Raw genomic sequence first — 24,196 nt, 5'->3', positions numbered from 1 at the left:
AAATCTAAAAGTCAAAATGAAAATAGCTGTTGTTATACTCAATTGGAACGGAGTACAATTATTAGAACAATTTATACCATCAGTGGTAGAATACTCGCTTGAAGCTACAATTTATCTTGCCGATAATGCTTCAACAGATGATTCCATTTCATTTGTAATGGCTAATTTTCCTTCGGTTAAAATAGTTAAAAATGATTCCAATTCAGGTTTCGCTGGCGGATACAATGAAGCATTAAAGCATATTGATGCCGAAGTTTATGCTTTGGTAAACTCAGATATCGAAGTTACCAAAAATTGGCTGCAACCCATTATTAAAGCATTCGAAAATGAATCTCAAACGGCTATAATTCAGCCTAAAATATTAGATTTTAAACGTAAAGAATATTTTGAATATGCTGGTGCTGCCGGCGGATTTATTGATAAATATGGTTATCCATATTGTCGAGGTCGCATTTTTAATACCTTAGAAAAAGACAACGGTCAATACAATGATAACTGCGAAATATTTTGGGCATCAGGCGCATGCTTTTTTATACGAAGTTCTGTTTATAAAGAATTGAAAGGTTTTGACGTTGACTTTTTTGCGCATCAGGAAGAAATTGATCTCTGTTGGCGTGCTTTCAATAAGGGACATCAAATAAAATACATTTCGGAATCAGTGGTTTTTCATGTTGGCGGAGCTACATTAAAACAGGGAAATCCAAAAAAAACATATCTGAATTTTAGAAATTCATTATTAATGTTGAGCAAAAATTTACCTAAAGATGAATTATATTGGATATTATTTTGTCGAATGGTATTGGATGCAATTGCAGGATTACAATTTCTTTTGCAAGGAAAATTTAATCATTTTGCTGCAATTTTAAAAGCACATAGTTCTTTTTACCGTCTTTTTTCCATTAATTATAAAAAAAGAGAAAAATTTCAATCGGAAAAATACTATAACCAGAAAAGCATCGTTTTTCTATACTTCGTCAAAAAGGTTAGAATATTTAAACATTTATTTAACGATTAACAAAATATTAAAAACTAAGTTTGTAATTCACGTATAATTAAACTAAACATTTATGAGAAAAATCGTAATCGCCTTATCCGTATTAGTACTTTTAACTTCTTGTGTTTCTAAAAAGAAATATACCGATCTAGAAGCAAGAAATAAAGAAACTCAAGATTTATTAAATTCTGCCACTGTAAAATTGAATTCTTGCTTGGAAGAAAAAGCGGGACTTTCAGCTACTGTAGCTGGGTTAAAAGAGCAAAATACAGGATTAATCAGTACTTCCAAAGACATGACTATATTGTCTACAAAAGGTGCTGAAAACATTGAGAAAGCTTTAGAATCTATTAAAGAAAAAGATTTAAAAATAAGCAGAATGCAAGATGCTTTAACTAAAAAAGACAGTGTAACGCTTGCTTTAGTAACAAGCTTAAAAAGCTCAGTTGGAATTTCTGATCCGGATATCGAAATAAATGTTGAAAAAGGAGTTGTATTTATATCCATTGCAGACAAATTATTATTCAAAACGGGAAGTTACGACGTAACAGACAGAGCAAAAAGCGTTTTAGCTAAAGTGGCTAAAGTGGTAAATGACAAACCTGATTTTGAATGTATGGTTGAAGGTCATACTGATAACGTGCCTTATAAAGGTAGTGGTGTATTGTTAGACAACTGGGATTTGAGTGTAAAACGTTCCACTTCAATAATTCGTGTATTAACAAATCAACTAGGTGTTAAACCAGAGCAATTAATTGCAGCAGGAAGAAGTTCATATATTCCGTTAGTAGCTAACGATTCAGCTGAAAACAGAGCTCGTAATAGAAGAACTCGTATTGTTGTATTGCCAAAGATCGATCAGTTTTATGATATGATCGAAAAAGAAATGAAAAAACAAAAACAATAAAACCGTGTTCAGTGGCTAACTTTTAGTGTTCCGTTTGCTTATTATAAGAAAAACGTCTCGGTGTATCGAGACGTTTTTTTATAGTTGCTACTGAACACTAATTTTGAAGCTGCGGCAACTGAAGACTATTTTTCTGAACACTGAACACTTCCTTATAGAATGTCCAAGCTCCCTTTCCCTTCCCTAACGACCATAGGCTCATCTCCCGATAAATCAATAATGGTGGAACCTATATTATCGCCATAACCCCCATCAATTACAATATCTACTAAGTTTTGCCATTTCTCAAAAATAAGCTCCGGATCTGTTGTGTACTCTATCACATCATCATCATCGTGAATCGAAGTGGACACAATTGGATTTCCAAGTTGCTTAACGATTTCTAAAGCTATCGCATTATCTGGAACCCTAATTCCGACAGTCGTTTTCTTTTTGAATTCCTTAGGTAAGTTATTATTTCCTGGTAAAATAAAAGTATAAGGACCTGGCAAAGCTCTTTTTAATATTTTAAAAGTTGCCGTATCAATTTGTTTCACATAATCGGATAAATTACTCAAATCGTTGCAAATAAAAGAGAAATTCGCTTTGTCCAACTTAATCCCTTTTATCTTAGCAATGCGTTCCAACGCTTTGGTATTTGTAATATCGCAGCCTAATCCATAAACAGTATCGGTTGGATAAATTACCAGTCCGCCATCTTTAAGCACCTTTACGACTTTGGCAATTGCCGCTTCACTAGGTTTGTCTTCGTAAATTTTTATAAATTGAGCCATTTAATTTTTAGTTTAAAGTTAAAATGTTTAAGGCCTAAAGTTCCTCTAAAAGACAACTTTAAACCTTAAACCTGAAACAAATTTTTACCCAATAATATCCAGTTTTGCAAATCGCAATAATAATTTCTTTATTCCTCCCACTTCAAACTTGATTTCGGCTTTTTTATCAGCACCAACACCTTCCATATTAACGACTTCGCCTTTCCCAAAGCGTTCGTGCATAACAATATTTCCAGCAACTAGTTTATTATCAAATAGATTAGCAATTCCTGAAGATACATTCGTATTAGACATCGGTTTTAATTTCCTAACATTTATATCCGATTTGGGTTCGTTTTCGATAGCCTTTTTCGGCGGTGTACTTCCTATTGGTTTTGCGAGACGCAATTTGGATTTATCCACATCACCAAAAATATCACTGTCGATCATTGGTTTATAACGGTAGTTATTTTCTGGCGGTGTGATATATTCTAAATACTGACTATCGATTTCCTCAATAAAACGGGAAGGTTCACTATCCGTTAATTTTCCCCAACGGTAACGCGATTGCGCATAGGTCAAATACGCCTGATGCTCTGCTCTTGTCAAAGCTACATAAAATAATCGACGTTCTTCTTCCAGTTCGCTTCTCGTACTCATACTCATCGCACTTGGAAACAAATCTTCTTCCATTCCTACCACAAAAACATGGGGAAATTCCAGTCCTTTTGCTAAGTGAATGGTCATTAAAGCTACACGATCTTCATCACTGGTATCTTTATCTAAATCGGTTGCCAGTGCCACATCTTCCATAAACTCAGCTAATGCACCTCTGGCACCATCAACTTCTTTTTGTCCTTCAGTAAAATCCTTGATACCATTTAATAATTCTTCGATATTTTGGATTTTAGCCATTCCTTCCGGAGTAGCATCTTTCTTTAATTCTTGTACCAATCCCGTTTTTTTAGCAACGTGATCGGCGAGATAAAAAGCGTCTTGATTTTCATTTATTGCTTGAAAACTCTGAATCATCGTCACAAAATCAAGAAGTTTCTGTTTTGTTCCTGAATTCAGTTTTAAGTCGATTTTTTCAATATTCTGCATCACTTCAAATATCGAACGCTTGTAGTGATTGGCGGCAATAGTTAACTTCTCGATAGTAGTATTCCCAATTCCACGAGCCGGATAATTGATTACTCGAACCAAAGCTTCCTCATCTTTTGGATTGATAACCAATCGCAAATAACACAATACATCCTTTACTTCTTTCCTTTGATAAAATGAAAGTCCACCATAAATTCTATACGGAATATCTCTTTTCCTCAATGCATCTTCCATCGCACGTGACTGTGCATTAGTACGATACAAAATAGCAAAAGCCCCATTAGGCAACTGGTTTTGCATTTTTTGTTCCCAAATGGTACCGGCAACAAATCGACCTTCTTCGTTATCGGTTAAACTACGGTGTACTTTTATTTTTGGACCAAAATCATTGGCTGTCCAAACTATTTTATCCAGTTTAACTTTGTTTTTATCAATGATGGTGTTCGCCGCTTCTACAATATTTTTTGTCGAACGGTAATTTTGTTCCAATCGAAATGTTTTCACCCCTTCATAATCTTTCTGAAAATTCAGGATATTGTTGATATTGGCACCTCGAAAGGCATAAATACTTTGCGCATCGTCACCTACCACACAGATATTCTGAAATTTATCAGATAACGCTCTAACAATTAAATACTGGGAGTGATTTGTATCTTGATACTCATCAACTAATATGTAACGGAAACGGTTTTGATATTTAGCTAAAACTTCTGGAAAACGAGTTAACAATTCATTCGTTTTTAATAACAAATCATCGAAATCCATTGCTCCTGCTTTGAAACATCGGTCTACATAATTTTGATAAATTTCCCCCATTCGAGGTTTTTTAGACATAGCGTCAGCTTCCTGCAAATCGGGGTCATTAAAATACGCTTTTACTGTAATTAAACTATTTTTGAAATTGGAAATCCTGCTTAAAACCTGTTTTGGTTTGTAGACGTCCCGATCCAACTGCATTTCCTTGATAATTCCAGAAATGGCACGAAGAGAATCTTGAGAATCATATATGGTAAAATTCGAAGGATAGCCTAAATGTTCCGCTTCTGAACGAAGAATTCGAGCAAAAACCGAGTGAAAGGTTCCCATCCAAAGATTTTTTGCTTCGCCAGCACCTACGATATCAGAGATACGTTTTTTCATTTCTCGAGCTGCTTTGTTGGTAAAAGTCAGAGATAATATGCTAAACGCATCTACGCCCTGATTCATCAAATAAGCAATTCTAATGGTCAACACCCGCGTTTTCCCAGAACCTGCTCCTGCGATAATTATCATAGGACCGTCTTTTTGTAAAACGGGTTCGCGTTGCGCTTCGTTAAGTTGATCGATATATTTGTGCATGGAAATTTTTAAATTTTATTATGCAAAAATAGCGATTTTGAATGAGGTTTTCAGTACCAAAAAACAACAATTGGCTAATTCATTTTGCTATTCATCTTAATAAGATATTCCTGTATTTATTATCTCAAAAACACATCGTAGGCAAATCGGATTAATGTCCCGATTACAACAACCAAAAAGAAAATCCGAATGAAACTATTTCCTTTATTTATGGCGAGTTTTGCCCCAATCCATCCGCCACAAGCATTACTGGCGGCCATTGGTATGGCTATGGCCCAAATAATTTTGCCTTTCAAAATAAACAGACAAATGGAACCAAAGTTAGTCGACAGGTTCACCATCTTAGCATTTGCGGAAGCGTGCAAAAAATCAAATCCCATAATAGCGATAAACGCCATTACAAGAAAACTACCTGTTCCAGGACCAATAAAACCATCATACAGACCCACTACAAAACTGATTGCAATTGCACTGAAGATTTGTGTTCTGGGAGAATGTTTTTTTTCAACATGTTGTCCAAAATTCTTTTTGGCGTAGGTATAAACCAATAAAAATGAAAGAACAACCAGCAATAATGGTTTCATAAAATCATTACTCACATACGTCAATAATGTAGAACCTAAAAATGCCGAAGGAAAAGCCAAAAGCATCATAATTCCTAGCAATTTCCAATTCATGTCTACCTTTTTAACATATTGATAGGCTGCAAAAGAAGTGCCGCTGAAAGCAGGAACTTTTAAGGTTCCAATAACTGTTGAAACTGGTAAATTAGGTAATAATATCAATCCCATCGGCGTCTGGATCAGTCCGCCACCGCCTACAATTGCATCTATAAATCCTGCGGCAAAAGCGGCTAAACAAAGTAAAACCAATAGGTATGTTTCCATTCTAATAATCGATATTTAATTTCAGATCTAAATGGTAAAAATACTATTCGAATTGATTTATTGCTAATAAAATGAAGTTGTTTTGTAGTCAAAAAAGTATATTTTTGCTTTTAATAAATAGTACACAGAAAATGGAATCATTACCAATCATAGAATTACTAAGTTATACTTTACCGGCAGTTGTTACAGGGGTAGTTGCCTATTATTTTTTTGATCTTCATACTAAAAATGAAGAAGGACGACGCCGTTATTTGTTAAACAAAGAGGCACAAAAAAATGCTTTACCCTTGAGATTACAAGCTTTTGAGCGTATGACGCTATATATGGAACGCATCAATCCAACCAAACTATTGATTCGGATTGCTCCCCTTTCACAAGATAAAAACGATTATGAAAATCTTATAATTGCGCAAATCGAACAGGAATTTGAACATAATTTGACACAACAAATTTATATGTCTGATGAATGTTGGACTATTATTGTGACAGCAAAAAATGCTACTATTCAAATGATTCGTAAGGCAAATAGGAGTGACCGTGTGGATAGCGCTGATAAATTGCGTGAAGTGATTTTGAATGATTTAATGGAAAAACAATCTCCAAGTAATGCGGCTTTGGCTTACATAAAAAACGAAGTGGGGCAATTGTGGTAGGATATTAATGCCTTTTTTTACATCAACTTATATTCCTTAATATAGTTTGTATTTATCACCATATAAGGAATATAAGTTCACTTAAGTTAAAAAAATACCGCACAAAATTCTATGTTTAATTGCTATTCTTTCAATAATCGATTCAATTGAAATTGCTCAGTTTCATTTAAATTAGGTAGAATTCTTTCGAGAGAAGCTCTCATTGTCGCATTCTTTAATAATTTTCGGGTGTTGTCTCTTCCAAATTTCGAAAATTGCCACATATGATGTGTTGTCGCTTTTACCAAATTTTTCAATACTTCATCATTGATTATATTAAAATTAAGCAGTTTCTCTAAAGCATCTTGACGAATGGTTGCTTCATAATCAGAAGATGAATAATTAATCAATTCATCTACCAATTGCTCTTTATTTATTGGATAGTTAGGTGTTGATAAAGCCAAAGACAACCATAAAGTTCGCAGATTATAATCACTAAAACCAATCCAGTCTTTTGATTTATCCAAATAGCGAGCGCGTTGTTCCGGAAAATTATTCCATAAATTATACAAAGCTATTTCTTGTGTTTGATAGGATTTATCATCCAATAAAGTTTCATATTGGGCTCTAAAACTTTCCGGAATTTCATTTAGTGTAGCCGCAACCGCTTGACGAACTTGTATGTTTTTAGTTTCCAAAGCCAGCGTTAAAAGTGTGACTTTGTCTTCAAATTTTTCTGGTTTCAACTGATTAACAATTGCTTCTTTTACGGAAAAATACACATCCGATTGTACTGTTTTAATAAAAAAATATTCTTTCTCCGGTAAAGGTTTGTTTTTTAATTTTTCTATTTCAAATAACATTTTAATTGATTTGTTTTTATTCAATAAAACATTGGACTCTATTGTATTAAACACACTTGATTCAAGCCATACTTTATTAAAAATATGTAAGTCATAATCAGATACTTTTTTAATTTCAGCAAAAAAATCTGGTGTGTTTACGGTTTGAAATGAATGTTTTTTCAAATAACATTTTACCGCTTTTTTAAAAGCCTTATCTCCTATTGCCTCGTGCAAAACAAAAAGTGCCCAAGCGCCTTTTTGATAGAAAGTCAACGAACTCGCTTTGGCGTTCAAAACAGGAATAGTATCGGTTCTGGAAGCAAATTTTAATTGTTGTGCTGATTCATATAATTTGGAATAAAAATAATTTTCGCCATAAATTTCCTTCTCAGCCAGTAAAGCATAATAGGTTGCAAAACCTTCCTGAAGCCAATGGTGCGTACTACTTTCTGCAGTGACTAAATTCCCAAACCATTGATGTGCCAATTCATGTGCATTGACATTCGTATAGCTTCGATCTTCAAAACCTGTATCATCTACCACATATCGTGTGGCGAATAAAGTTGCTGAAGTATTTTCCATTCCTGCGTATAAAAATTCTCGAACGGGAGCTTGCTTATAAATTCCCCAAGGATACTTCACCCCTATTTCCTTTTCCAAAAAATCAAATAGTTGCTTAGAATAGCGGTATGTCGGTTCAAACTTAGATTTGTCTTTAGGTTCATAATACATTTCTAAAGGAATTCCCGAGTTTGATTGCTGAGTTTGTTTTTCAAATTTCCCAATGGCAAGCATTAATAAATAAGAACTCATTGGTTTTTGCATGTTGAATCTCCAATACGTCATCGAATTATTATTCACTTTACTTTTTAAAATTCCATTAGAAATCACTTTGTACTTTGAATCAACAACGACTTCCAAACTAAAAATAACTTTCTCATTGACATCATCAAAACTTGGAAACCAATTACTGGTGTTTTTTCCTTGTCCTTGTGTCCAGATTTGGACATTATCATTCTCTTCAGAACCAAGAAAATACAATGCTTGTTTTGGCTTGGCAACATAATTAAAACTAATATTATTTGTTCCTTTTTTGAAAGAGGAAATCAATAGAATTTGTTTACCATTACTGGTAAATTGAATTTGTTTCTGATTCAATTCTACCTCAGTAAAAGCCATGTTTTGCGCATCGATTTTAACGGTATCTGTAGGTTTCAAAACATCAAACCAATAACTAACTGCTCCTCTCACCGATTTATCTTCTGGATTAATTGTTATTTGTCCACGAACTGATTTAAAATCAATAAATTGAGTTTGTTGGGCGAATGTAAAAGTACATATTAAGAAGAAAAGGTATTTCATTCTAATTGTATTTTATGGAATCTGCATTCCAATTTTTAGGATTGTTTTTTATATAATGATATATTGTATCGAATGAATTATAATTGCAGACAATATGATCGTGATAATTCGTTTGCCAAATTACGTTTACGATTGTTCGTTCCGGTTTTTTGGTAGAGACGCACTGCAGTGCTTCTCTACGTTGTGCGTCTTTACGTTGCGCATTATTATTAGCAATTAATGCATTAATTTGTTTGGTAGTAACCGATTTAAAAATCGCAACAAAGGACGAAATGGAATTCGGTTTTCGGGATAATTTAGATGGTCCCAATTTCGATTGTAGAGACGCACTGCAGTGCGTCTCCACCACATTTTGCGTCTCTACGGACGACGAAACAATTTCAATCAACAAATGAATATGATTGGGCATAATGACCCAATTATGAAAAAACCAACGTTCTCGAATTGCAATTGATCTCAACAATTCCGTTTCAATGATTTTTCCGTTAGCGTTTAATATCATAATGTCATCATCAATGTTTCCAAAAACACATTCTCTATTTTGGGTAACTAACGTAATGAAATAGATTGCTTCACTGGAATAATCCCAATTTTTCAATCTATTCGATTCAGTTTGATATTTATTTTTAAATAATGGCATATAAATGATTCATGTGATTTTCAAAGTTACAAAGGTTTACCAAACTAATAGTCCTGATTTTGTAAGTTTACCCCAGAAACCTCAAGAAAACCATATTGAAAAAGAAAGCCCTCTTTAATTGGAGCAGCGGAAAAGATTCTGCGCTTGCCTTATACAAAACGTTACAAAATCCCGAATTTGAAATTAACTGTTTGCTTACTAGTGTTAACCAACAATTTCAGCGCATTTCCATGCACGGCATTCGGGTCGAATTATTGAAACAACAAGCCCAAAGTATTGGATTACCTCTTGAAATTATGCAAATTCCTGAAATGCCTACGATGGAAGTCTATGAAAAAGTCATGCAGGAAACATTGACAAAACTAAAAGAGCAAGGAGTAACGCATTCTATTTTTGGAGATATATTTCTCGAAGATTTACGAAAATACAGAGAAGACAAACTAGCCGAAATAGGATTTGAAGGTATTTTTCCGCTTTGGAAAATCCCAACTCAAGACTTGATACAGGAATTTATGCGTTTAGGTTTTAAAACAATCGTGGTTTGTGTAAACGAACGTTTTTTGGATAAAAGTTTTGTAGGAAGAGTTATTGATCAGGATTTCATCGACGATTTACCCAAAAACGTGGATGTTTGCGGCGAAAATGGCGAATTCCACACCTTCACTTTTGACGGACCGATTTTCTCTAAACCGATTGATTTTGAAATTGGCGAAATTGTTTATAGAAAATATGAAAAACCAAAGGAACAGGAATCTTCCAATACCGTTTGCGATACGAGCGCAACTGATGCGTTTGATTATGGGTTTTGGTATTGTGATTTGGTAGAAAAATAAAACATACTTTCAAGTCAAGCGCAGAAACGCATCAGTGTTTAGTAATGACTCGACTTGACAATAGTTATAGCTAAAACGATTATTTATCTTTCCTCATACATTTTCAACAGCTGCGTCACGGTATTCCAGTTTCGGATAGTTGCCGTGACATTCAGTTTTTTCTCAATATATTTTTGATCAAATCGGGTTTTTCCAGCTCCAACAGCGTATTTAATAAAAATTCTGCTGCCGTCAATACTGGCTTCATCCGGTTTGAACTGACTAATTCTTAAATCATTCATACTGCTGCTTTGCAGTGTAGTTGAAATAAACGCAACGTATAACTTCTTCTCATCAATATCCTTTTCCTTCAAGAAAGGATTGTTCTTGAAACATGCTTCTAAATCTGCAGAGCTAATAACTACAACCGGCACTTCATGACCAAAAGCCTTGAAAATTTCCTGTTTTATTTTGAATCCAACAGCAGCTGAACTTTCTTCTTCTGTATCTACAAAAACATTTCCCGATTGAATATACGTTTGTACATTTTGAAAACCAATGGCTTCCAAAGTCGCTTTTAGTGCCTCCATTTTTATCATACTATGACCTGAAACATTGATGCCACGGAGTAATGCGAGATGAGTTGTCATTTTTTAAGCTTTTTTATATTCTGCGAAGATATTATGTTTGGAGGGATTTTTTATTATTTTATTCAAAGTCCTTATAATAAATATTCTAAATATATGATTTTGGGGAGCCGCAATCTGAATTCATTTTTATATTTATCTAAAATTCGAATTTTACAGATTACGGTGAGTGATCACTATGTTCAATCCAATTTTCAAAAGTCCCAATTTCTATATTTTTCTATAAGACTTTCTGATGCGAAACAATAATCTATATGATATGGTTTATTTTTATTACGTTGTAAGTAAAATGTCGCTTTTGTTTCTTTTCCTTGTTCTTCATTATAATGATTATGATAAATACTAAAGATATTTTTCTTCGCTAATTTCTCAACAACTTCTGAATGATTCCCAATTCGATGTTTTCTATCCCAAATTTTATTACTATTAAAATCTCCTGTTAATATAGTCATCTCATTATTTAGAATTTCATCATAATGATCTATTGCTTTCCAAACTTGTTCAATATATTGATTGTTTTTATCCTGTGTATTGTTTGCCCAAATTGCAAAAAGGACAAATGATTTATCTATACTACTTACTTTAATTGGTGTCACAATTTTAAATGCAGGGTTGTACTGCTCAAGAAGTTCAAATTTAAAATTTCCAAATGAAAATATTCCAAGTCCTTTATTTTGGTTATCTCCAAACCATAAAAAATCATTTGCTTTTATTGTTGAATTTTTAAAAATTAATCTTTCTGGACTTTCGCATTCTTGAACAACCAGAATATCAGGATTGAGTGTTAAAATAATTTTCGTTTTTTTTTCTAAATGCACCTTGGCAATTCCATGTTATTAATTTCATTTTTCTAGCCATTTATTTTCTGGATTTTCATCCGGAATGAAAGTCAGATATCTTATACAATTTATTTATACCAAATATATCATTTTTCCTACTCCATTTCCAAGCGATCCCATTTCCAAATTTCCAAACAAAAAACTATCTTCGCTTCATCAAACTAAAAATTCGTTTTAATCTGCGTTTTTGTCATCTCGAGCGAAGTCGAGAGAAGCAAATCCGTTTTATCCGTGTCCAAAAAAATCTAAATGCAAAACCTCCTACTTACTCCCATAGAATACCTCAAAGGCGTTGGTCCCAATCGGGGCGAATTGCTTCGTAAGGAATTGGGAATTTATAAGTACGTGGATTTGGTTAATTTTTTTCCAAATAGATACATTGACAGAACGCGCTATTACAAGATTAACGAACTGCAAAATAATAGTGCCGAGGTTCAGATTATCGGTAAAATCATCAACATCAAAACTGTAGAATTTGGCAGAAACCAAAAACGATTGGTGGCGACTTTTGTGGATGATTCAGGACAAATGGAACTCGTTTGGTTTCAAGGTCATAAATGGATTCGGGAAAGTTTAAAGCTCAATGAAATGTGTGTAATTTTTGGGAAATGCACATCTTTTGGAAATGCGTTCAATATGGCGCATCCGGAAATTGAATTGATGACAGAGCATGAACAAAGTCTGCGTTCAGCGATGCAACCCGTTTATCCTTCGACAGAAACTTTGACTAATCGCGGAATTTCAAACCGGGTGATTAATAAACTGATGCAGCAATTGTTTCTGGAAACACAAGCGTTATTCACGGAAACTTTACCGGATTATTTGATTAACGAACTGAAGCTGATTCCTAAAAAAGCAGCTTTGTTCAACATTCATTTTCCAAAAAGCACTGATGTTTTGGCGAAAGCCAAATTCCGTTTAATTTTCGAAGAATTGTTCTTTATTCAGTTGCAATTAATCACAAAGAATCTGATCAGGAAACATAAAATAAAAGGCCATCCATTTGATAAAGTAGGAGAATATTTTAATGAATTTTATTTGAATCATTTGCCTTTTCAATTGACAAATGCCCAAAAAAGAGTTATCAAAGAAATTCGAACGGACATGGGCAGCAATGCACAAATGAACCGATTGTTGCAAGGCGACGTAGGTTCCGGGAAAACCATTGTCGCTTTTATGAGCATGCTTTTAGCACTCGATAATGGCTTCCAAGCCTGCTTAATGGCACCAACGGAAATCCTCGCCAACCAGCATTTTATTGGTTTATCCGAATTGGCAGAAACTTTAAATATCAATATCAAAATTTTAACGGGTTCCACCAAAATAGCGCAACGCCGAATTATCCATGAAGAACTGGAAAACGGAACGTTACATATTCTCATCGGAACACATGCTTTACTGGAAGACAAAGTAAAATTTAAGAATTTAGGAATGGCCGTGATTGATGAGCAACACCGTTTTGGCGTAGAACAACGCTCTAAATTGTGGAAGAAAAATGTGATTCCGCCACACGTTTTGGTGATGACTGCCACGCCTATTCCCCGCACTTTGGCGATGAGTTTGTATGGCGATTTAGACATTTCAGTAATTGATGAACTGCCTCCAGGACGAAAACCCATTCAAACCGTACATCGTTTTGACAGCAATAGATTGAAAGTTTGGAAATTCCTTCGGGACGAAATTGCTTTGGGCCGCCAAATATATATTGTGTACCCGTTAATCCAGGAATCGGAGAAAATGGATTTCAAGGATTTAATGGATGGATACGAAAGTGTTTCCAGAGATTTCCCATTGCCACAGTATTCGATTTCAATTTTGCATGGAAAGATGAAACCAGCGGATAAGGATGCGGAAATGAAACGTTTTTCGGAAGGAAAAACCAATATTATGGTCGCTACAACGGTAATTGAAGTCGGTGTGAATGTTCCTAATGCCAGCGTGATGATTATTGAAAGTGCGGAACGTTTTGGATTGTCGCAACTCCATCAGCTTCGAGGTCGCGTGGGTCGTGGTGCGGAACAAAGTTATTGCATCCTGATGACAAGCCATAAATTGAGTTCTGACAGTAAAACCCGGATGGAAACAATGGTAAAAACTAATGATGGTTTCGAAATTGCCGAAGTCGATTTGAAGCTTCGTGGTCCGGGTGATTTGATGGGAACACAACAAAGCGGCGTACTTAATCTTCAAATTGCCGATTTGGTAAGAGACAGAGATACATTGGCATTAGCCCGAAATTATGCTTTAAAACTTCTGAAAGAAGATGCAGGGATGCAAAAACCGGAACATGATGCTTTGAGAGCCGTTTTTATCGAAATGACGAAAAAGAAAAACATCTGGAATTATATTAGCTAAGTACCACTGCTTTTTAAAACATAAGAAATGTAAATCAATTAAGTTAGGTTATTATTAAATCTTTACCGATTCATAAACATTAAATTCACCTTAAGACATTGATAATAAATACTTTATTTAATTGATTTGTTTTTAAATAAGAAACCTTTTTTGTCTCTTCAACTGGTTAAAACTTATATGTTTTTATATTTCTTATCTGTTTAATTCCATTTCATAATTCCTCCCCACTGCATAAATTCTGGTAAAAAAACTTCTTTTTTTTTAATTTCGTATTAAACCTTTTCATTTTTTGGCAGTCGAAGTAAAAAAAAGTTCCGCGGATTTAGTTTTGATTTGCCCGCACTGTATTTTTTAAAAGTAATATTTGTATGTACAAACGTTAAATTAAAATTAACAAAACAAATATTCCCAATAGTTAACCCTAATTTTGTTAAATCATTCTTAAATAATAATCTTCAACACTACAGTACCCCTATCTCATGAAAATAAAATATTTAGTCTACGCCTCGCTTATTATTGGAATCATTGGTTTTATTGGTTATCGAATTTCGGCCAATAGTGCTAAAAATGAAGAAGGAAAAGATAAAGGCGGAAAAGACAAACCCGTAAATGTTACAGGAATTATTGCCAAACCGCAAACATTTGATAATAATTTATCACTTTCCGGTTCGATTGAGGCCAATGAACAAGTAGAAATTAGAAGTGAAGTCTCTGGTATTGTTGAAGGCATTTATTTTCAGGAAGGCAGTAATGTGAGTAAAGGTCAAGTGCTTTTTAAAGTAAATGACATTGAACTGAGAGCACAATTAAGACAGATGACTACCAAAGAAGGTCTTGCGTCAGAAAATGAAAGAAGAGCCAAACTATTATTACAAAAAGAAGCGATCAGCCAGGAAGAGTACGATATCGCAAGAGCAGATCTAAAATCGGCACAATCGCAAAGCCAATTGATAAAAGCGCAAATTTCTAAAACAGCTGTTCGTGCGCCCTTTTCAGGGAAAATAGGACTGCGCTCGATATCTCCGGGAACTTACATTACACCAACGATCTTAGTGGCCAAATTAGTTAACATTGGCAAACTAAAAATTACATTTTCAATTCCCGAGAAATATGCGAATCAGATACTCAGTAATGCTCAAATAACATTTACTGTTACCGGTTCCGATGAAAAATACACTGCAAAAGTATACGCCATAGAACCTGAAGTTGCCATTGCTACAAGAACGCTTCAAGTTCGTGCAATTGCTGAAAACAGAGACGGAAAATTACTCCCGGGGACATTTGCTAATGTCGAATTGCCTTTGGACATCATCAAAGATGCTATCGTAGTTCCAACAGAAGCTATTATTCCAGTACAGAACGGTAAAAAAGTATTTATTTCCAGCAATGGTCAAGCCAAAGAAATAATGGTGGAAACAGCCACGAGGACTGATGCTTCTATTTTAGTGCTTTCCGGTTTAAAGGCAGGTGATACCATTATAACGAGTGCTGTAATGGCATTAAAAAATGAAACTCCTGTAAAGGTCAAAATTAAATAGCGATAAGATATCTGATTCCCAATAACAATCTATATCCTTATATCAGCAATAAAAATCAAAAATTTAAATGAGTTTATCAACGACAAGCATAAGAAGACCCGTATTTACTATTGTAATTAATTTAGCAATTGTACTGTTTGGTATTATTGGGTATAGTTTTTTGGGTGTTCGTGAATTTCCATCTATTGATCCGGCTCAAATTTCGATTCGTACCAACTACGCTGGAGCGAATTCTGATATTATTGAATCCCAAATTACGGAACCACTCGAAAAAGCAATCAATTCTATAGACGGAATTAGGAATGTAACATCTTCCAGTGCACAAGGAAGCAGCAACATCACAATCGAATTTAATCTAGATAAAAATCTTGAAGAAGCGGCAAATGATGTTCGTGATAAAGTTTCCCAAGCCGTGCGGAATCTACCGCAAGATATTGATGCTCCCCCGGTAGTTTCTAAGGCTGATGCCAATGGAGATGCCATTATTTCAATGACGGTACAAAGTGACACCAGAAATGCATTAGAATTAAGTGATTATGCCGAAAATGTTATTTCGCAACGACTGGAAACCATTCCTGGAGTAAGTGGAGTTCAAATTTGGGGACAAAAACGATACGCGATGCGTCTGTGGATAGACCCAATTAGACTCGCTTCTTATGGCTGTACGGTTGCTGAAGTAAGGGAAGCTTTGAACAAACAAAATGTTGAATTGCCATCTGGGAAATTAACGGGTAAAAATACCGAATTGACCGTAAAAACAGTTGGTAATTTATCAACTGCCGAACAGTTCAACAATATCATAATTCGTTCCGACGGGGAAAAAATCGTTCGCTATAGTGATATAGGAACGGCAGTATTAGGTCCTGAAAATACAGAAACCCAAATGACGCAATCAGGAACGCCATTAGTTGGAGTTGCAATTGTTCCTCTTCCAGGTGCCAATTACTTAGATATTTCAAAGGAATTCTATAAAGTTTATGAATCCTTAAAAAAGGATTTACCCAAAGATATAAAACTGAATATTGCCATAGACAATACCATATTTGTAAAAAAATCGGTGATTGAAGTAGCGGAAACCTTAGGGATTTCAATCATTTTGGTAATTTTAATAATTTATTTATTCTTTAGAGATTGGGCTATTGCTTTTAGACCTTTAATCGATATTCCCGTTTCCTTAATTGCGACTTTCTTTATCATGTGGCTTTTTGGTTTTTCGATTAATGTATTGACTTTATTGGCGATTGTTTTGGCAACAGGATTAGTTGTAGATGATGGAATTGTAGTCACCGAGAATATTTTCAAAAAAGTAGAGGAAGGAATGACACCGATTGAAGCGGCGATAAAAGGATCAAACGAAATCTTTTTTGCGGTAATTTCGATTTCGATAACCTTAGCTGCTGTGTTTCTTCCTGTAATATTCTTAGAAGGATTTGTAGGCCGACTGTTTCGGGAATTTGGTGTCGTAATTGGTGCGGCAGTATTAATTTCGGCGTTTGTATCACTGACTTTAACTCCAATGCTGAATGCTTATTTGATGAAAGGTGGAGAACAAAAGAAATCAAAGTTTTATATTCGTACTGAACCATATTTTCAAAAACTAAATAGCGGTTATGCTGACGCATTGCAACGTTTTATGAAGAAAAAATGGTTGAGCTTTCCTATTTTGATTGCTTGTTTTGGTTTGATTTATTTGTTTTTTAATTTAATTCAAAAGGAAACGGCACCCTATGATGATCGAAGCGGATTTGTTATGCGTATGTCAACTCCTGAAGGTTCCTCTTATGAATATACAGATCGTTTCATGCAAGAAATGTCAAAATTAGTGGATGACTCCATTCCGGGTAAGAAAGTTAGTTTAGTAATTACTTCTCCTGGTTTTGGTTCCTCATCTGTCAACAGTGGTTTTATTAGGGTTTCTTTGGTAGAACCAAATGAAAGAAAAGATTCCCAAAAAGAAATTGCACAAAAACTTACTAAATGGTCTAAGAAATATCCTGATGCTAAAACATCTGTAATTGAACAACCAACAATTGCTGTTAACAGACGAGGAGGATTGCCTATTCAATATATTATTCAGGCACCCAACTTTGAGAAATTACGTGAAAAAATTCCTGTGTTTATGGATGAAGTGGGGAAAAACGAAACTTTTGCAGTTAGCGATGTGAATTTAAAATTTAACAAACCAGAAATCAATGTAACAATCAATAGAGAAAAAGCAGAAAGCTTAGGGATTTCAGTTATTGATATTGCACAAACACTACAACTTTCCCTAAGTGGTCAGCGTTTTGGTTACTTTATGAGAAATGGAAAACAGTACCAAGTCATTGGGCAATTTGATCAAAAAGACCGTTCAAAACCACTTGATTTAACATCTATGTATGTCAAAAACAACAAGGGAGAGCTCATACAGATGGATAATGTGGTTACGATAGAAGAGAAAAGTAATCCACCACAATTGTACCACAACAACAGATACATGTCGGCAACAGTTTCTGCTGGTCTTGCTCCAGGCAAAAGTATCAGCGATGGTATCGATGCCATGAATGAAATAAAAGCCAAAGTGTTAGACGATACTTTTACTACTGATTTAGGCGGAGAATCCAGGGATTTTGTAGAGAGTAGTTCAAATACAACATTCGCTTTTGGATTGGCGTTATTATTGATCTTTTTGATACTGTCAGCACAATTTGAAAGTTTTATAGATCCCTTTATAATAATACTGACAGTACCGATGGCAGTTGCCGGCGCTTTATTTTCTCTGTGGTTATTTGACCAAACATGGAATATTTTTAGCCAAATTGGAACCGTGATGTTAATTGGATTGGTAACGAAGAACGGAATATTAATCGTCGAATTTGCCAATCAGCTGCGAGAACAGGGGAAATCTAAAATTGATGCAATTCTGGAAGCTTCAGAAGCACGTTTGCGTCCTATATTAATGACCAGTTTAGCTATTTCATTAGGAGCATTGCCTATTGCGATGTCGCTTGGGGCCGCTTCAACAAGCAGAATCGGAATGGGAGTTGTCATCGTGGGAGGAACCATTTTCTCTTTGGTTTTGACTTTATTCGTGATTCCGGCAATGTATTTAATGTGGTCGAAAGCAAGAAAGCATTATCCTGAATTTGATCATATCGAAGAATACGAAAAGGAAAGTAAGTAATCTATTTCAGTTAAAAATTGAAAGGAACAAGATGATGCGGATTAAACAGATTTACACAGATTTTATATCTAAAATTTGTCAATCCGGGGAAAAAATATATAATTATGATGAATACTAAAATACTATTTCGAAGTTTAATTTTAATACTTTTTTGCTTTGTAAAAACCAATGCTCAAGAAGTATTAACGGTTGAAGATGCCGTGAAAATTGCTTTAGAAAATAATTACGAAATAAAAATTGCTTCTAATAATTTGCGGATTGATAAAACCAATGTAAGTCCTGGAAATGCTGGTATGCTGCCCAAAGCGACTGCTACAATTGTGGATGCAAATGGGATTCAAAACATTTCGCAAACAAGATCTGACGGTACGGTAACAAAATTGGACAATGCCAAAAATAATAGTTTTAATTACGGAGTTGGATTGGATTGGACTGTTTTTGACGGGTTCAGAATGTTTGCAAAAATGGACCAATTGAAAGAATTGCAAAAACTAGGTGAAGCCCAGTTAAAACTAACAATAATTACAAAAATAAGTGATGTAAATGCCACTTATTTTAACTTAGTTCAACAGCAACAGCAGTTATCTGCATTAGACTCTACAATCGTAATTTCAAACCAAAGATTGACATTGGCACAAAATCGATTTACAATAGGAAAAGCATCAAAACTAGAAGTTTTAAATGCACAAGTTGACTTAAACACGGACAAAGTAGCTTTATTGAGACAAAAAGAATTATTTTCCAATACTAAAATCATGCTGAATCAACTATTGGTCAGAGATGCAAGAAATGATTTCGAAGTTGCGCAATCAATTGTAGTGGACAATAAATTAGTCCTATCCGAATTGAATACTTTAGCAGAAAAGCAAAACCCACAATTAGAAGCGCAAATCATCAATAAAAATGTTGCCGAACTGCAATTGAAACAAATAAAAGCCGCTAGATATCCAATCGTAAAACTAAATACGGCTTACAATTTTTTTGAAAGTCAATCCAGTCTTGGTTTTACTACGCAATCATCAGCCAGAGGATTAAATTATGGTTTTAGTGCTTCATTAAATTTATTTGATGGATTTGCACAAAACAGAAATGAAAAAATTAGCCAAATCCAAATTGATAATTCAAAATTAGCGTATGAGCAACAAAACCTGGCGCTACATTCTCAATTAGCGGCTTCCTATCAAACCTATTTGACCAATTTAGAACTCATTGCTTTAGAAGAAAAAAATGAAGTTATTGCCAAGCAGAATTTAAATATTACTCTGGATAAATTTAGAATTGGAACAATAACTACCTTAGAGTTCAGAACAGCACAATTGAATTATGTCAATGCAAAAGTGCGTAACAGCAATGCTCAATTTCAAGCAAAATTATCTGAAATTGCATTGAAAGAATTAGCTGGAACTATCACTTTTTAATTTAAATTTGTAGAAAATTTAGCCTAAAATGATTTCATACAATACTAAAGATTGGTTTACTTTTATCTTTCGTTTTCACAAAGCTGATACCTTTCGAACTTTGTTTCCGGTAATGCTTGCTATAGGTGTTTACGCTGGAATTATTGGATATCTGGAAGTTGAATATTGGCAATTAGCGGACAGCAGTTATGTAAAAAACATTACCATCATGCACGGAATGTTGGGTTTTGTGATTTCGTTATTATTAGTTTTCAGAACTAATACTGCTTACGATCGTTGGTGGGAAGGACGAAAAATGTGGGGCAGTTTAGTCAATAACAGCCGAAATTTTGCCATTAAATTATCGGTAATCTTAGAGGATGAAAAAGATCGCAATTATTTTCGAAAAATGATTCCTAGTTACGCATCGATTCTACACAAACATCTGAACGATGCCGATACCAGTAAGCAGTTGTTTGATCATGTCGATTTAGAAATTGACCATCATAAGCACAAGCCTAATCAAGTGGCAAAAATGATGTTTCAAAAAATTAATGATTTATATAATTCAAAAAAAATAACGGGAGATCAATTGATTATTTTGAATGCTGAAGTATTGTCTTTTACCGAAATTTGTGGTGCTTGCGAGAGAATAAAAAACACACCTATTCCCTACTCTTACAGTGCTTTCCTTAAAAAATTCATCTTCTTTTATGTGATGACTTTACCATTTGGTTACTCATTTAGTTTAGGTTATTATGTAGCGCCAGTTGTTGTTTTTATTTTTTATGTTTTGGCTAGTTTAGAATTAATTGCGGAGGAAATAGAAGATCCCTTTGGTACAGATGAAAATGATTTACCTACAAAAAAAATGGCCGAGAACATAAAAAAACATATTGAAGAATTAATTTAAATGGAATCAAAAAATAAATTAAGGTTTTAAAACTTTGTTAGCTACGAACTTTGAACCTCAGGAAACATTGATTATCTTTGCAATCTTATTAAAATTGACAGATGAAAATATCTTACAACTGGTTAAAACAATTCATTAAAATAGATTGGAAATCCGAAGAAACAGCAGCATTGCTAACAGATTTAGGTCTGGAAGTAGAAATTGTTGATAAATACCAATCGGTAAAAGGAGGATTAGAAGGCATTGTTGTAGGACATGTTCTTACTTGTATCCAACATCCGGACGCTGACAGATTAAAAATCACAACAGTAGATCTAGGTAATGGGGTTCCAGTACAAATAGTTTGCGGTGCCAGTAATGTTGGCGCAGGTCAAAAAGTTCCTGTAGCAACAATTGGGACTACGCTGTATGACAAAGAAGGAGTCGCTTTTACGATAAAAAAAGGGAAAATACGTGGACAGGAAAGTCACGGTATGATTTGCGCCGAAGATGAATTAGGTCTTGGCGAAAGCCATGACGGTATTATGATATTAGATGACGCTTTAATACCCGGAACTCCTGCTGCGACAGTATTTAAAATTGAAAATGACGAAGTTTTCGAAATTGGATTAACACCTAATCGCGCTGATGCCATGAGTCATCTTGGAACAGCTAGAGATTTAAGAGCTGGAATGTTACAGAGTGCTGTGAATGTTGAATTGATTACACCATCGGTAAGTAATTTTAGAGTTGATAAAAGAACTTTAAAAATAGATGTTGATGTAAAAGAACCTAAACTAGCGCCGAGATATTGTGGTGTGACTATTTCAGGAATAACTGTAAAACCTTCACCAGAATGGTTACAAAACCGTTTAAAAGCGATTGGATTAAATCCAAAAAACAATATTATTGATGTAACGAATTATGTTTTACATGAATTAGGTCAGCCTTTACACGCTTTTGACGCTTCAAAAATTAACGGAAAAGTAATCGTTCAAACTCTTCCTGCAGGAACAAAATTTACAACTCTTGATGATGTAGAAAGAACATTGCACGAAGAAGATTTAATGATTTGTGATGAGAAAGGACCTTTATGTATTGCAGGAGTTTTTGGTGGAAAAAAATCAGGAGTTTCTGAAAATACAAATTCTATTTTCTTAGAAAGTGCGTACTTTAATCCGGTAAGTATCCGTAAAACGGCAAAAAGACATCAGTTAAACACCGATGCTTCTTTCCGTTTTGAAAGAGGAATTGACCCAACTATTACTGAATATGCATTAAAACGAGCGGCTTTATTAATACAAGAAGTAGCTGGTGGCGAAATAACATCAGATGTAGTTAATTTTTATCCAAAGAAAATTGAAGACTTCTCCGTATTTTTAAATTTTAGCAAAGTGGCTAAAATTATAGGCCAGGAATTGCCAAAAGATAATATTAAGAAAATATTAGTTTCATTAGATATAAAAGTAAACAGCGTTTCTGATGCAGGATTAGGATTAACAATTCCTGCTTACCGTGTTGATGTACAAAGAGAAATTGATGTTATTGAAGAAATACTTAGAGTATATGGGTATAACAATATCAATTTTTCTAAAAAACTAAATGCTACGGTTTCTAATTCTCCAAGAAATGAAGATTATAAAATACAAAATACGATTGCCACTCAATTAAATTCTCAAGGATTTAATGAAATGATGGCTAATTCATTGACTACAGCATCTTATGTTGAACTTTCTGAAGTATTAAATGCAGCGCATAATGTGACGATGCTTAATCCTTTGAGTAATGATTTAGCAACAATGCGTCAATCGCTGTTATTCTCAGGATTAGAAGCTATCGCTTATAATATTAATCGTAAAAATGCCGATTTAAAATTATTTGAGTTTGGGAAAACCTATCACAATTTTCTTTCAGGATACGAAGAACATAAGCATTTAACACTACTTCTTTCCGGAAACAGAAATAAGGAAAATTGGACTAGCGCTCAAAAACCATCTGATTTCTTTTTGTTTAAAGGTTATGCAAATGCTATACTTTCAAGATTAGGAATTCAAAAAACACAAAATTTTCCAGTAGTTTCAGATGTGTTTTCTGAAGGAATTGCTATTGGCTTTGGCCAAGAAATAATAGTGGAATTGGGTGTTGTGAAAAAATCAATTTTGAAAAATTTCGGAATAAAACAAGAAGTATTTTTTGCCGATTTTAACTGGGCTTTAATTTTAAAATTAATTTCTATTAAAATAAAACATATTGAGATTCCTAAATATCCTGAAGTTCGCAGAGATTTAGCTTTATTGATTGATCAAAACGTAACGTATGACAGTATTTATTCAGTTGCAAGACAAACGGAGAAAACACTATTAAAAGATATTAATTTGTTTGATGTATATGAAGGGCAAAATCTTCCTGAAGGAAAAAAATCATATGCTTTGAGTTTTACCATTCAAGATAATTCAAAAACATTGACCGATACTCAAATTGATAAAATTATGAGCAAATTACAAAATAATTTTGAAACTGAGCTAGGAGCAAGTCTAAGATAAAAATCAATTATATTCCATATAAAAGTCCCAATTCCAATCAGAATTGGGACTTTTATATTTGCAATAGGGATGGTAAACTAAATCCTGATTACCTCCATTCTGAGTTTTAAATATTTATCCGAACTATAAATTTTTAATCAGAAATCAAAGAAAAACCCATTTCTGTTTTTTTATTTACGGGGATGTGAGCAAAAAACGAATAATGTCTTTGGCGCGCCAACCGCTCCAACCCATTGCGTTCTGTATATTGTTCCTATACCCTGCGCATTGCACAGAAATATTTGTTGCAGAAAAAAATAATAAAAGAATAATGTTATAATTTGAAAAGATAGCTTTTGAGGGAAGAGTATTTTTAAAATCATAAAGATTTCTTAAATTTAAGTCAAATTTAAACCATTTACTCACTAAACGATTAAAATATAGTAATAATTATATCAAAAAAAATTAATAAATTCTAGCGGTTTAATAGTAAAATTGACAAATAATTAAATAAAAAGCTATTATAAGGTTCTCTATAGATTCCATTTCAACTTACTTTCATTAGAATGA

17 protein-coding genes are annotated in these 24,196 nt (G+C 34.0%); 10 read left to right on the top strand and 7 right to left on the bottom strand.

Features of this window, described 5'->3' with window-relative positions:
* Window positions 1-16: 16 nt before the first annotated feature.
* The gene (locus ACFX5D_RS10735) at window positions 17-1,015 is read left to right on the top strand and encodes a glycosyltransferase family 2 protein (protein WP_379858195.1); all 999 of its coding nucleotides are present in this window, start codon (window positions 17-19) and stop codon (window positions 1,013-1,015) included.
* A 52-nt stretch (window positions 1,016-1,067) separates the two neighbouring features.
* The gene (locus tag ACFX5D_RS10730) at window positions 1,068-1,901 is read left to right on the top strand and encodes an OmpA/MotB family protein (protein WP_379858194.1); all 834 of its coding nucleotides are present in this window, start codon (window positions 1,068-1,070) and stop codon (window positions 1,899-1,901) included.
* 152 nt (window positions 1,902-2,053) lie between these two features.
* Here the strand turns inward: ACFX5D_RS10730 and ACFX5D_RS10725 are convergent, their stop codons facing one another.
* The 3 genes from ACFX5D_RS10725 to ACFX5D_RS10715 all read right to left on the bottom strand — a co-directional run bounded on the left by ACFX5D_RS10725 (window position 2,054) and on the right by ACFX5D_RS10715 (window position 5,982).
* Entirely contained in the window at window positions 2,054-2,674 is a 621-nt protein-coding gene (locus ACFX5D_RS10725) for an L-threonylcarbamoyladenylate synthase (protein WP_379858193.1), read from the bottom strand.
* Window positions 2,675-2,758: 84 nt separating this feature from the next.
* On the bottom strand, window positions 2,759-5,095 hold the full coding sequence (locus ACFX5D_RS10720) for an ATP-dependent helicase (RefSeq protein WP_379858192.1): 2,337 nt from the start codon (window positions 5,093-5,095) through the stop codon (window positions 2,759-2,761).
* A gap of 119 nt (window positions 5,096-5,214) precedes the next feature.
* The gene (locus tag ACFX5D_RS10715) at window positions 5,215-5,982 is read right to left on the bottom strand and encodes a sulfite exporter TauE/SafE family protein (RefSeq protein WP_379858191.1); all 768 of its coding nucleotides are present in this window, start codon (window positions 5,980-5,982) and stop codon (window positions 5,215-5,217) included.
* Window positions 5,983-6,113: 131 nt separating this feature from the next.
* On the opposite strand from ACFX5D_RS10715, the gene ACFX5D_RS10710 reads away from it, so the two are divergent.
* Window positions 6,114-6,635, top strand: coding sequence for a DUF7935 family protein (locus ACFX5D_RS10710; protein WP_379858190.1), 522 nt, complete (start codon window positions 6,114-6,116; stop codon window positions 6,633-6,635).
* A 122-nt stretch (window positions 6,636-6,757) separates the two neighbouring features.
* Here ACFX5D_RS10710 and ACFX5D_RS10705 read toward each other — a convergent pair whose 3' ends face one another.
* A complete protein-coding gene (locus tag ACFX5D_RS10705) occupies window positions 6,758-8,821 on the bottom strand; it encodes a M1 family metallopeptidase (RefSeq protein ID WP_379858189.1) in 2,064 nt (687 codons plus the stop codon).
* 1 nt (window position 8,822) lies between these two features.
* The gene (locus ACFX5D_RS10700) at window positions 8,823-9,461 is read right to left on the bottom strand and encodes a transposase (protein ID WP_379858188.1); all 639 of its coding nucleotides are present in this window, start codon (window positions 9,459-9,461) and stop codon (window positions 8,823-8,825) included.
* A gap of 95 nt (window positions 9,462-9,556) precedes the next feature.
* Here ACFX5D_RS10700 and ACFX5D_RS10695 point away from each other — a divergent pair, with 95 nt between their 5' ends.
* Window positions 9,557-10,294 (top strand): Dph6-related ATP pyrophosphatase, encoded by a 738-nt coding sequence (locus tag ACFX5D_RS10695; protein WP_379858187.1) that lies wholly within the window; start codon window positions 9,557-9,559, stop codon window positions 10,292-10,294.
* An 83-nt stretch (window positions 10,295-10,377) separates the two neighbouring features.
* On the opposite strand, the gene ACFX5D_RS10690 is transcribed toward ACFX5D_RS10695, so the two are convergent.
* Together ACFX5D_RS10690 and ACFX5D_RS10685 are read right to left on the bottom strand one after the other, a co-directional pair.
* Window positions 10,378-10,923: a DUF1697 domain-containing protein gene (locus ACFX5D_RS10690; protein WP_379858186.1), complete on the bottom strand. Its 546-nt coding sequence runs from the start codon at window positions 10,921-10,923 to the stop codon at window positions 10,378-10,380.
* A 191-nt stretch (window positions 10,924-11,114) separates the two neighbouring features.
* The gene (locus tag ACFX5D_RS10685; RefSeq protein ID WP_379858185.1) at window positions 11,115-11,738 is read right to left on the bottom strand and encodes an exonuclease/endonuclease/phosphatase family protein; all 624 of its coding nucleotides are present in this window, start codon (window positions 11,736-11,738) and stop codon (window positions 11,115-11,117) included.
* A 270-nt stretch (window positions 11,739-12,008) separates the two neighbouring features.
* On the opposite strand from ACFX5D_RS10685, the gene recG reads away from it, so the two are divergent.
* From recG to pheT, 6 genes are all read left to right on the top strand, one after another.
* On the top strand, window positions 12,009-14,114 hold the full coding sequence (gene recG / locus ACFX5D_RS10680) for an ATP-dependent DNA helicase RecG (RefSeq protein ID WP_379858184.1): 2,106 nt from the start codon (window positions 12,009-12,011) through the stop codon (window positions 14,112-14,114).
* 479 nt (window positions 14,115-14,593) lie between these two features.
* A complete protein-coding gene (locus tag ACFX5D_RS10675; RefSeq protein ID WP_379858183.1) occupies window positions 14,594-15,652 on the top strand; it encodes an efflux RND transporter periplasmic adaptor subunit in 1,059 nt (352 codons plus the stop codon).
* 67 nt (window positions 15,653-15,719) lie between these two features.
* A complete protein-coding gene (locus ACFX5D_RS10670; RefSeq protein WP_379858182.1) occupies window positions 15,720-18,815 on the top strand; it encodes an efflux RND transporter permease subunit in 3,096 nt (1,031 codons plus the stop codon).
* A gap of 107 nt (window positions 18,816-18,922) precedes the next feature.
* Entirely contained in the window at window positions 18,923-20,233 is a 1,311-nt protein-coding gene (locus tag ACFX5D_RS10665; RefSeq protein ID WP_379858304.1) for a TolC family protein, read from the top strand.
* Between the two features lie 28 nt (window positions 20,234-20,261).
* Window positions 20,262-21,125, top strand: coding sequence for a bestrophin family protein (locus tag ACFX5D_RS10660; RefSeq protein WP_379858181.1), 864 nt, complete (start codon window positions 20,262-20,264; stop codon window positions 21,123-21,125).
* 101 nt (window positions 21,126-21,226) lie between these two features.
* Window positions 21,227-23,647, top strand: a complete 2,421-nt coding sequence (gene pheT, locus ACFX5D_RS10655; protein WP_379858180.1) for a phenylalanine--tRNA ligase subunit beta — start codon at window positions 21,227-21,229, stop codon at window positions 23,645-23,647.
* Window positions 23,648-24,196 lie beyond the last annotated feature (549 nt).

It is taken from the genome of Flavobacterium fructosi (genome assembly GCF_042787335.1).
Lineage (GTDB): Bacteria > Bacteroidota > Bacteroidia > Flavobacteriales > Flavobacteriaceae > Flavobacterium > Flavobacterium fructosi.
The sequence above is the reverse complement of the archived record's forward strand: the minus strand, read 5'-3'. Positions and strand labels throughout refer to the sequence as shown.

What these genes read in the sequence shown, in the direction of transcription:
- ACFX5D_RS10700 (WP_379858188.1), bottom strand. Translation starts at nt 9,461, where the DNA reads ATGCCATTATTTAAAAATAAATATCAAACTGAATCGAATAGATTGAAA.
- ACFX5D_RS10670 (WP_379858182.1), top strand. Translation starts at nt 15,720, where the DNA reads ATGAGTTTATCAACGACAAGCATAAGAAGACCCGTATTTACTATTGTA.
- ACFX5D_RS10660 (WP_379858181.1), top strand. Translation starts at nt 20,262, where the DNA reads ATGATTTCATACAATACTAAAGATTGGTTTACTTTTATCTTTCGTTTT.
- ACFX5D_RS10705 (WP_379858189.1), bottom strand. Translation starts at nt 8,821, where the DNA reads ATGAAATACCTTTTCTTCTTAATATGTACTTTTACATTCGCCCAACAA.
- ACFX5D_RS10675 (WP_379858183.1), top strand. Translation starts at nt 14,594, where the DNA reads ATGAAAATAAAATATTTAGTCTACGCCTCGCTTATTATTGGAATCATT.
- ACFX5D_RS10710 (WP_379858190.1), top strand. Translation starts at nt 6,114, where the DNA reads ATGGAATCATTACCAATCATAGAATTACTAAGTTATACTTTACCGGCA.
- ACFX5D_RS10725 (WP_379858193.1), bottom strand. Translation starts at nt 2,674, where the DNA reads ATGGCTCAATTTATAAAAATTTACGAAGACAAACCTAGTGAAGCGGCA.
- pheT (WP_379858180.1), top strand. Translation starts at nt 21,227, where the DNA reads ATGAAAATATCTTACAACTGGTTAAAACAATTCATTAAAATAGATTGG.
- recG (WP_379858184.1), top strand. Translation starts at nt 12,009, where the DNA reads ATGCAAAACCTCCTACTTACTCCCATAGAATACCTCAAAGGCGTTGGT.
- ACFX5D_RS10715 (WP_379858191.1), bottom strand. Translation starts at nt 5,982, where the DNA reads ATGGAAACATACCTATTGGTTTTACTTTGTTTAGCCGCTTTTGCCGCA.
- ACFX5D_RS10730 (WP_379858194.1), top strand. Translation starts at nt 1,068, where the DNA reads ATGAGAAAAATCGTAATCGCCTTATCCGTATTAGTACTTTTAACTTCT.
- ACFX5D_RS10720 (WP_379858192.1), bottom strand. Translation starts at nt 5,095, where the DNA reads ATGCACAAATATATCGATCAACTTAACGAAGCGCAACGCGAACCCGTT.
- ACFX5D_RS10665 (WP_379858304.1), top strand. Translation starts at nt 18,923, where the DNA reads ATGAATACTAAAATACTATTTCGAAGTTTAATTTTAATACTTTTTTGC.
- ACFX5D_RS10690 (WP_379858186.1), bottom strand. Translation starts at nt 10,923, where the DNA reads ATGACAACTCATCTCGCATTACTCCGTGGCATCAATGTTTCAGGTCAT.
- ACFX5D_RS10735 (WP_379858195.1), top strand. Translation starts at nt 17, where the DNA reads ATGAAAATAGCTGTTGTTATACTCAATTGGAACGGAGTACAATTATTA.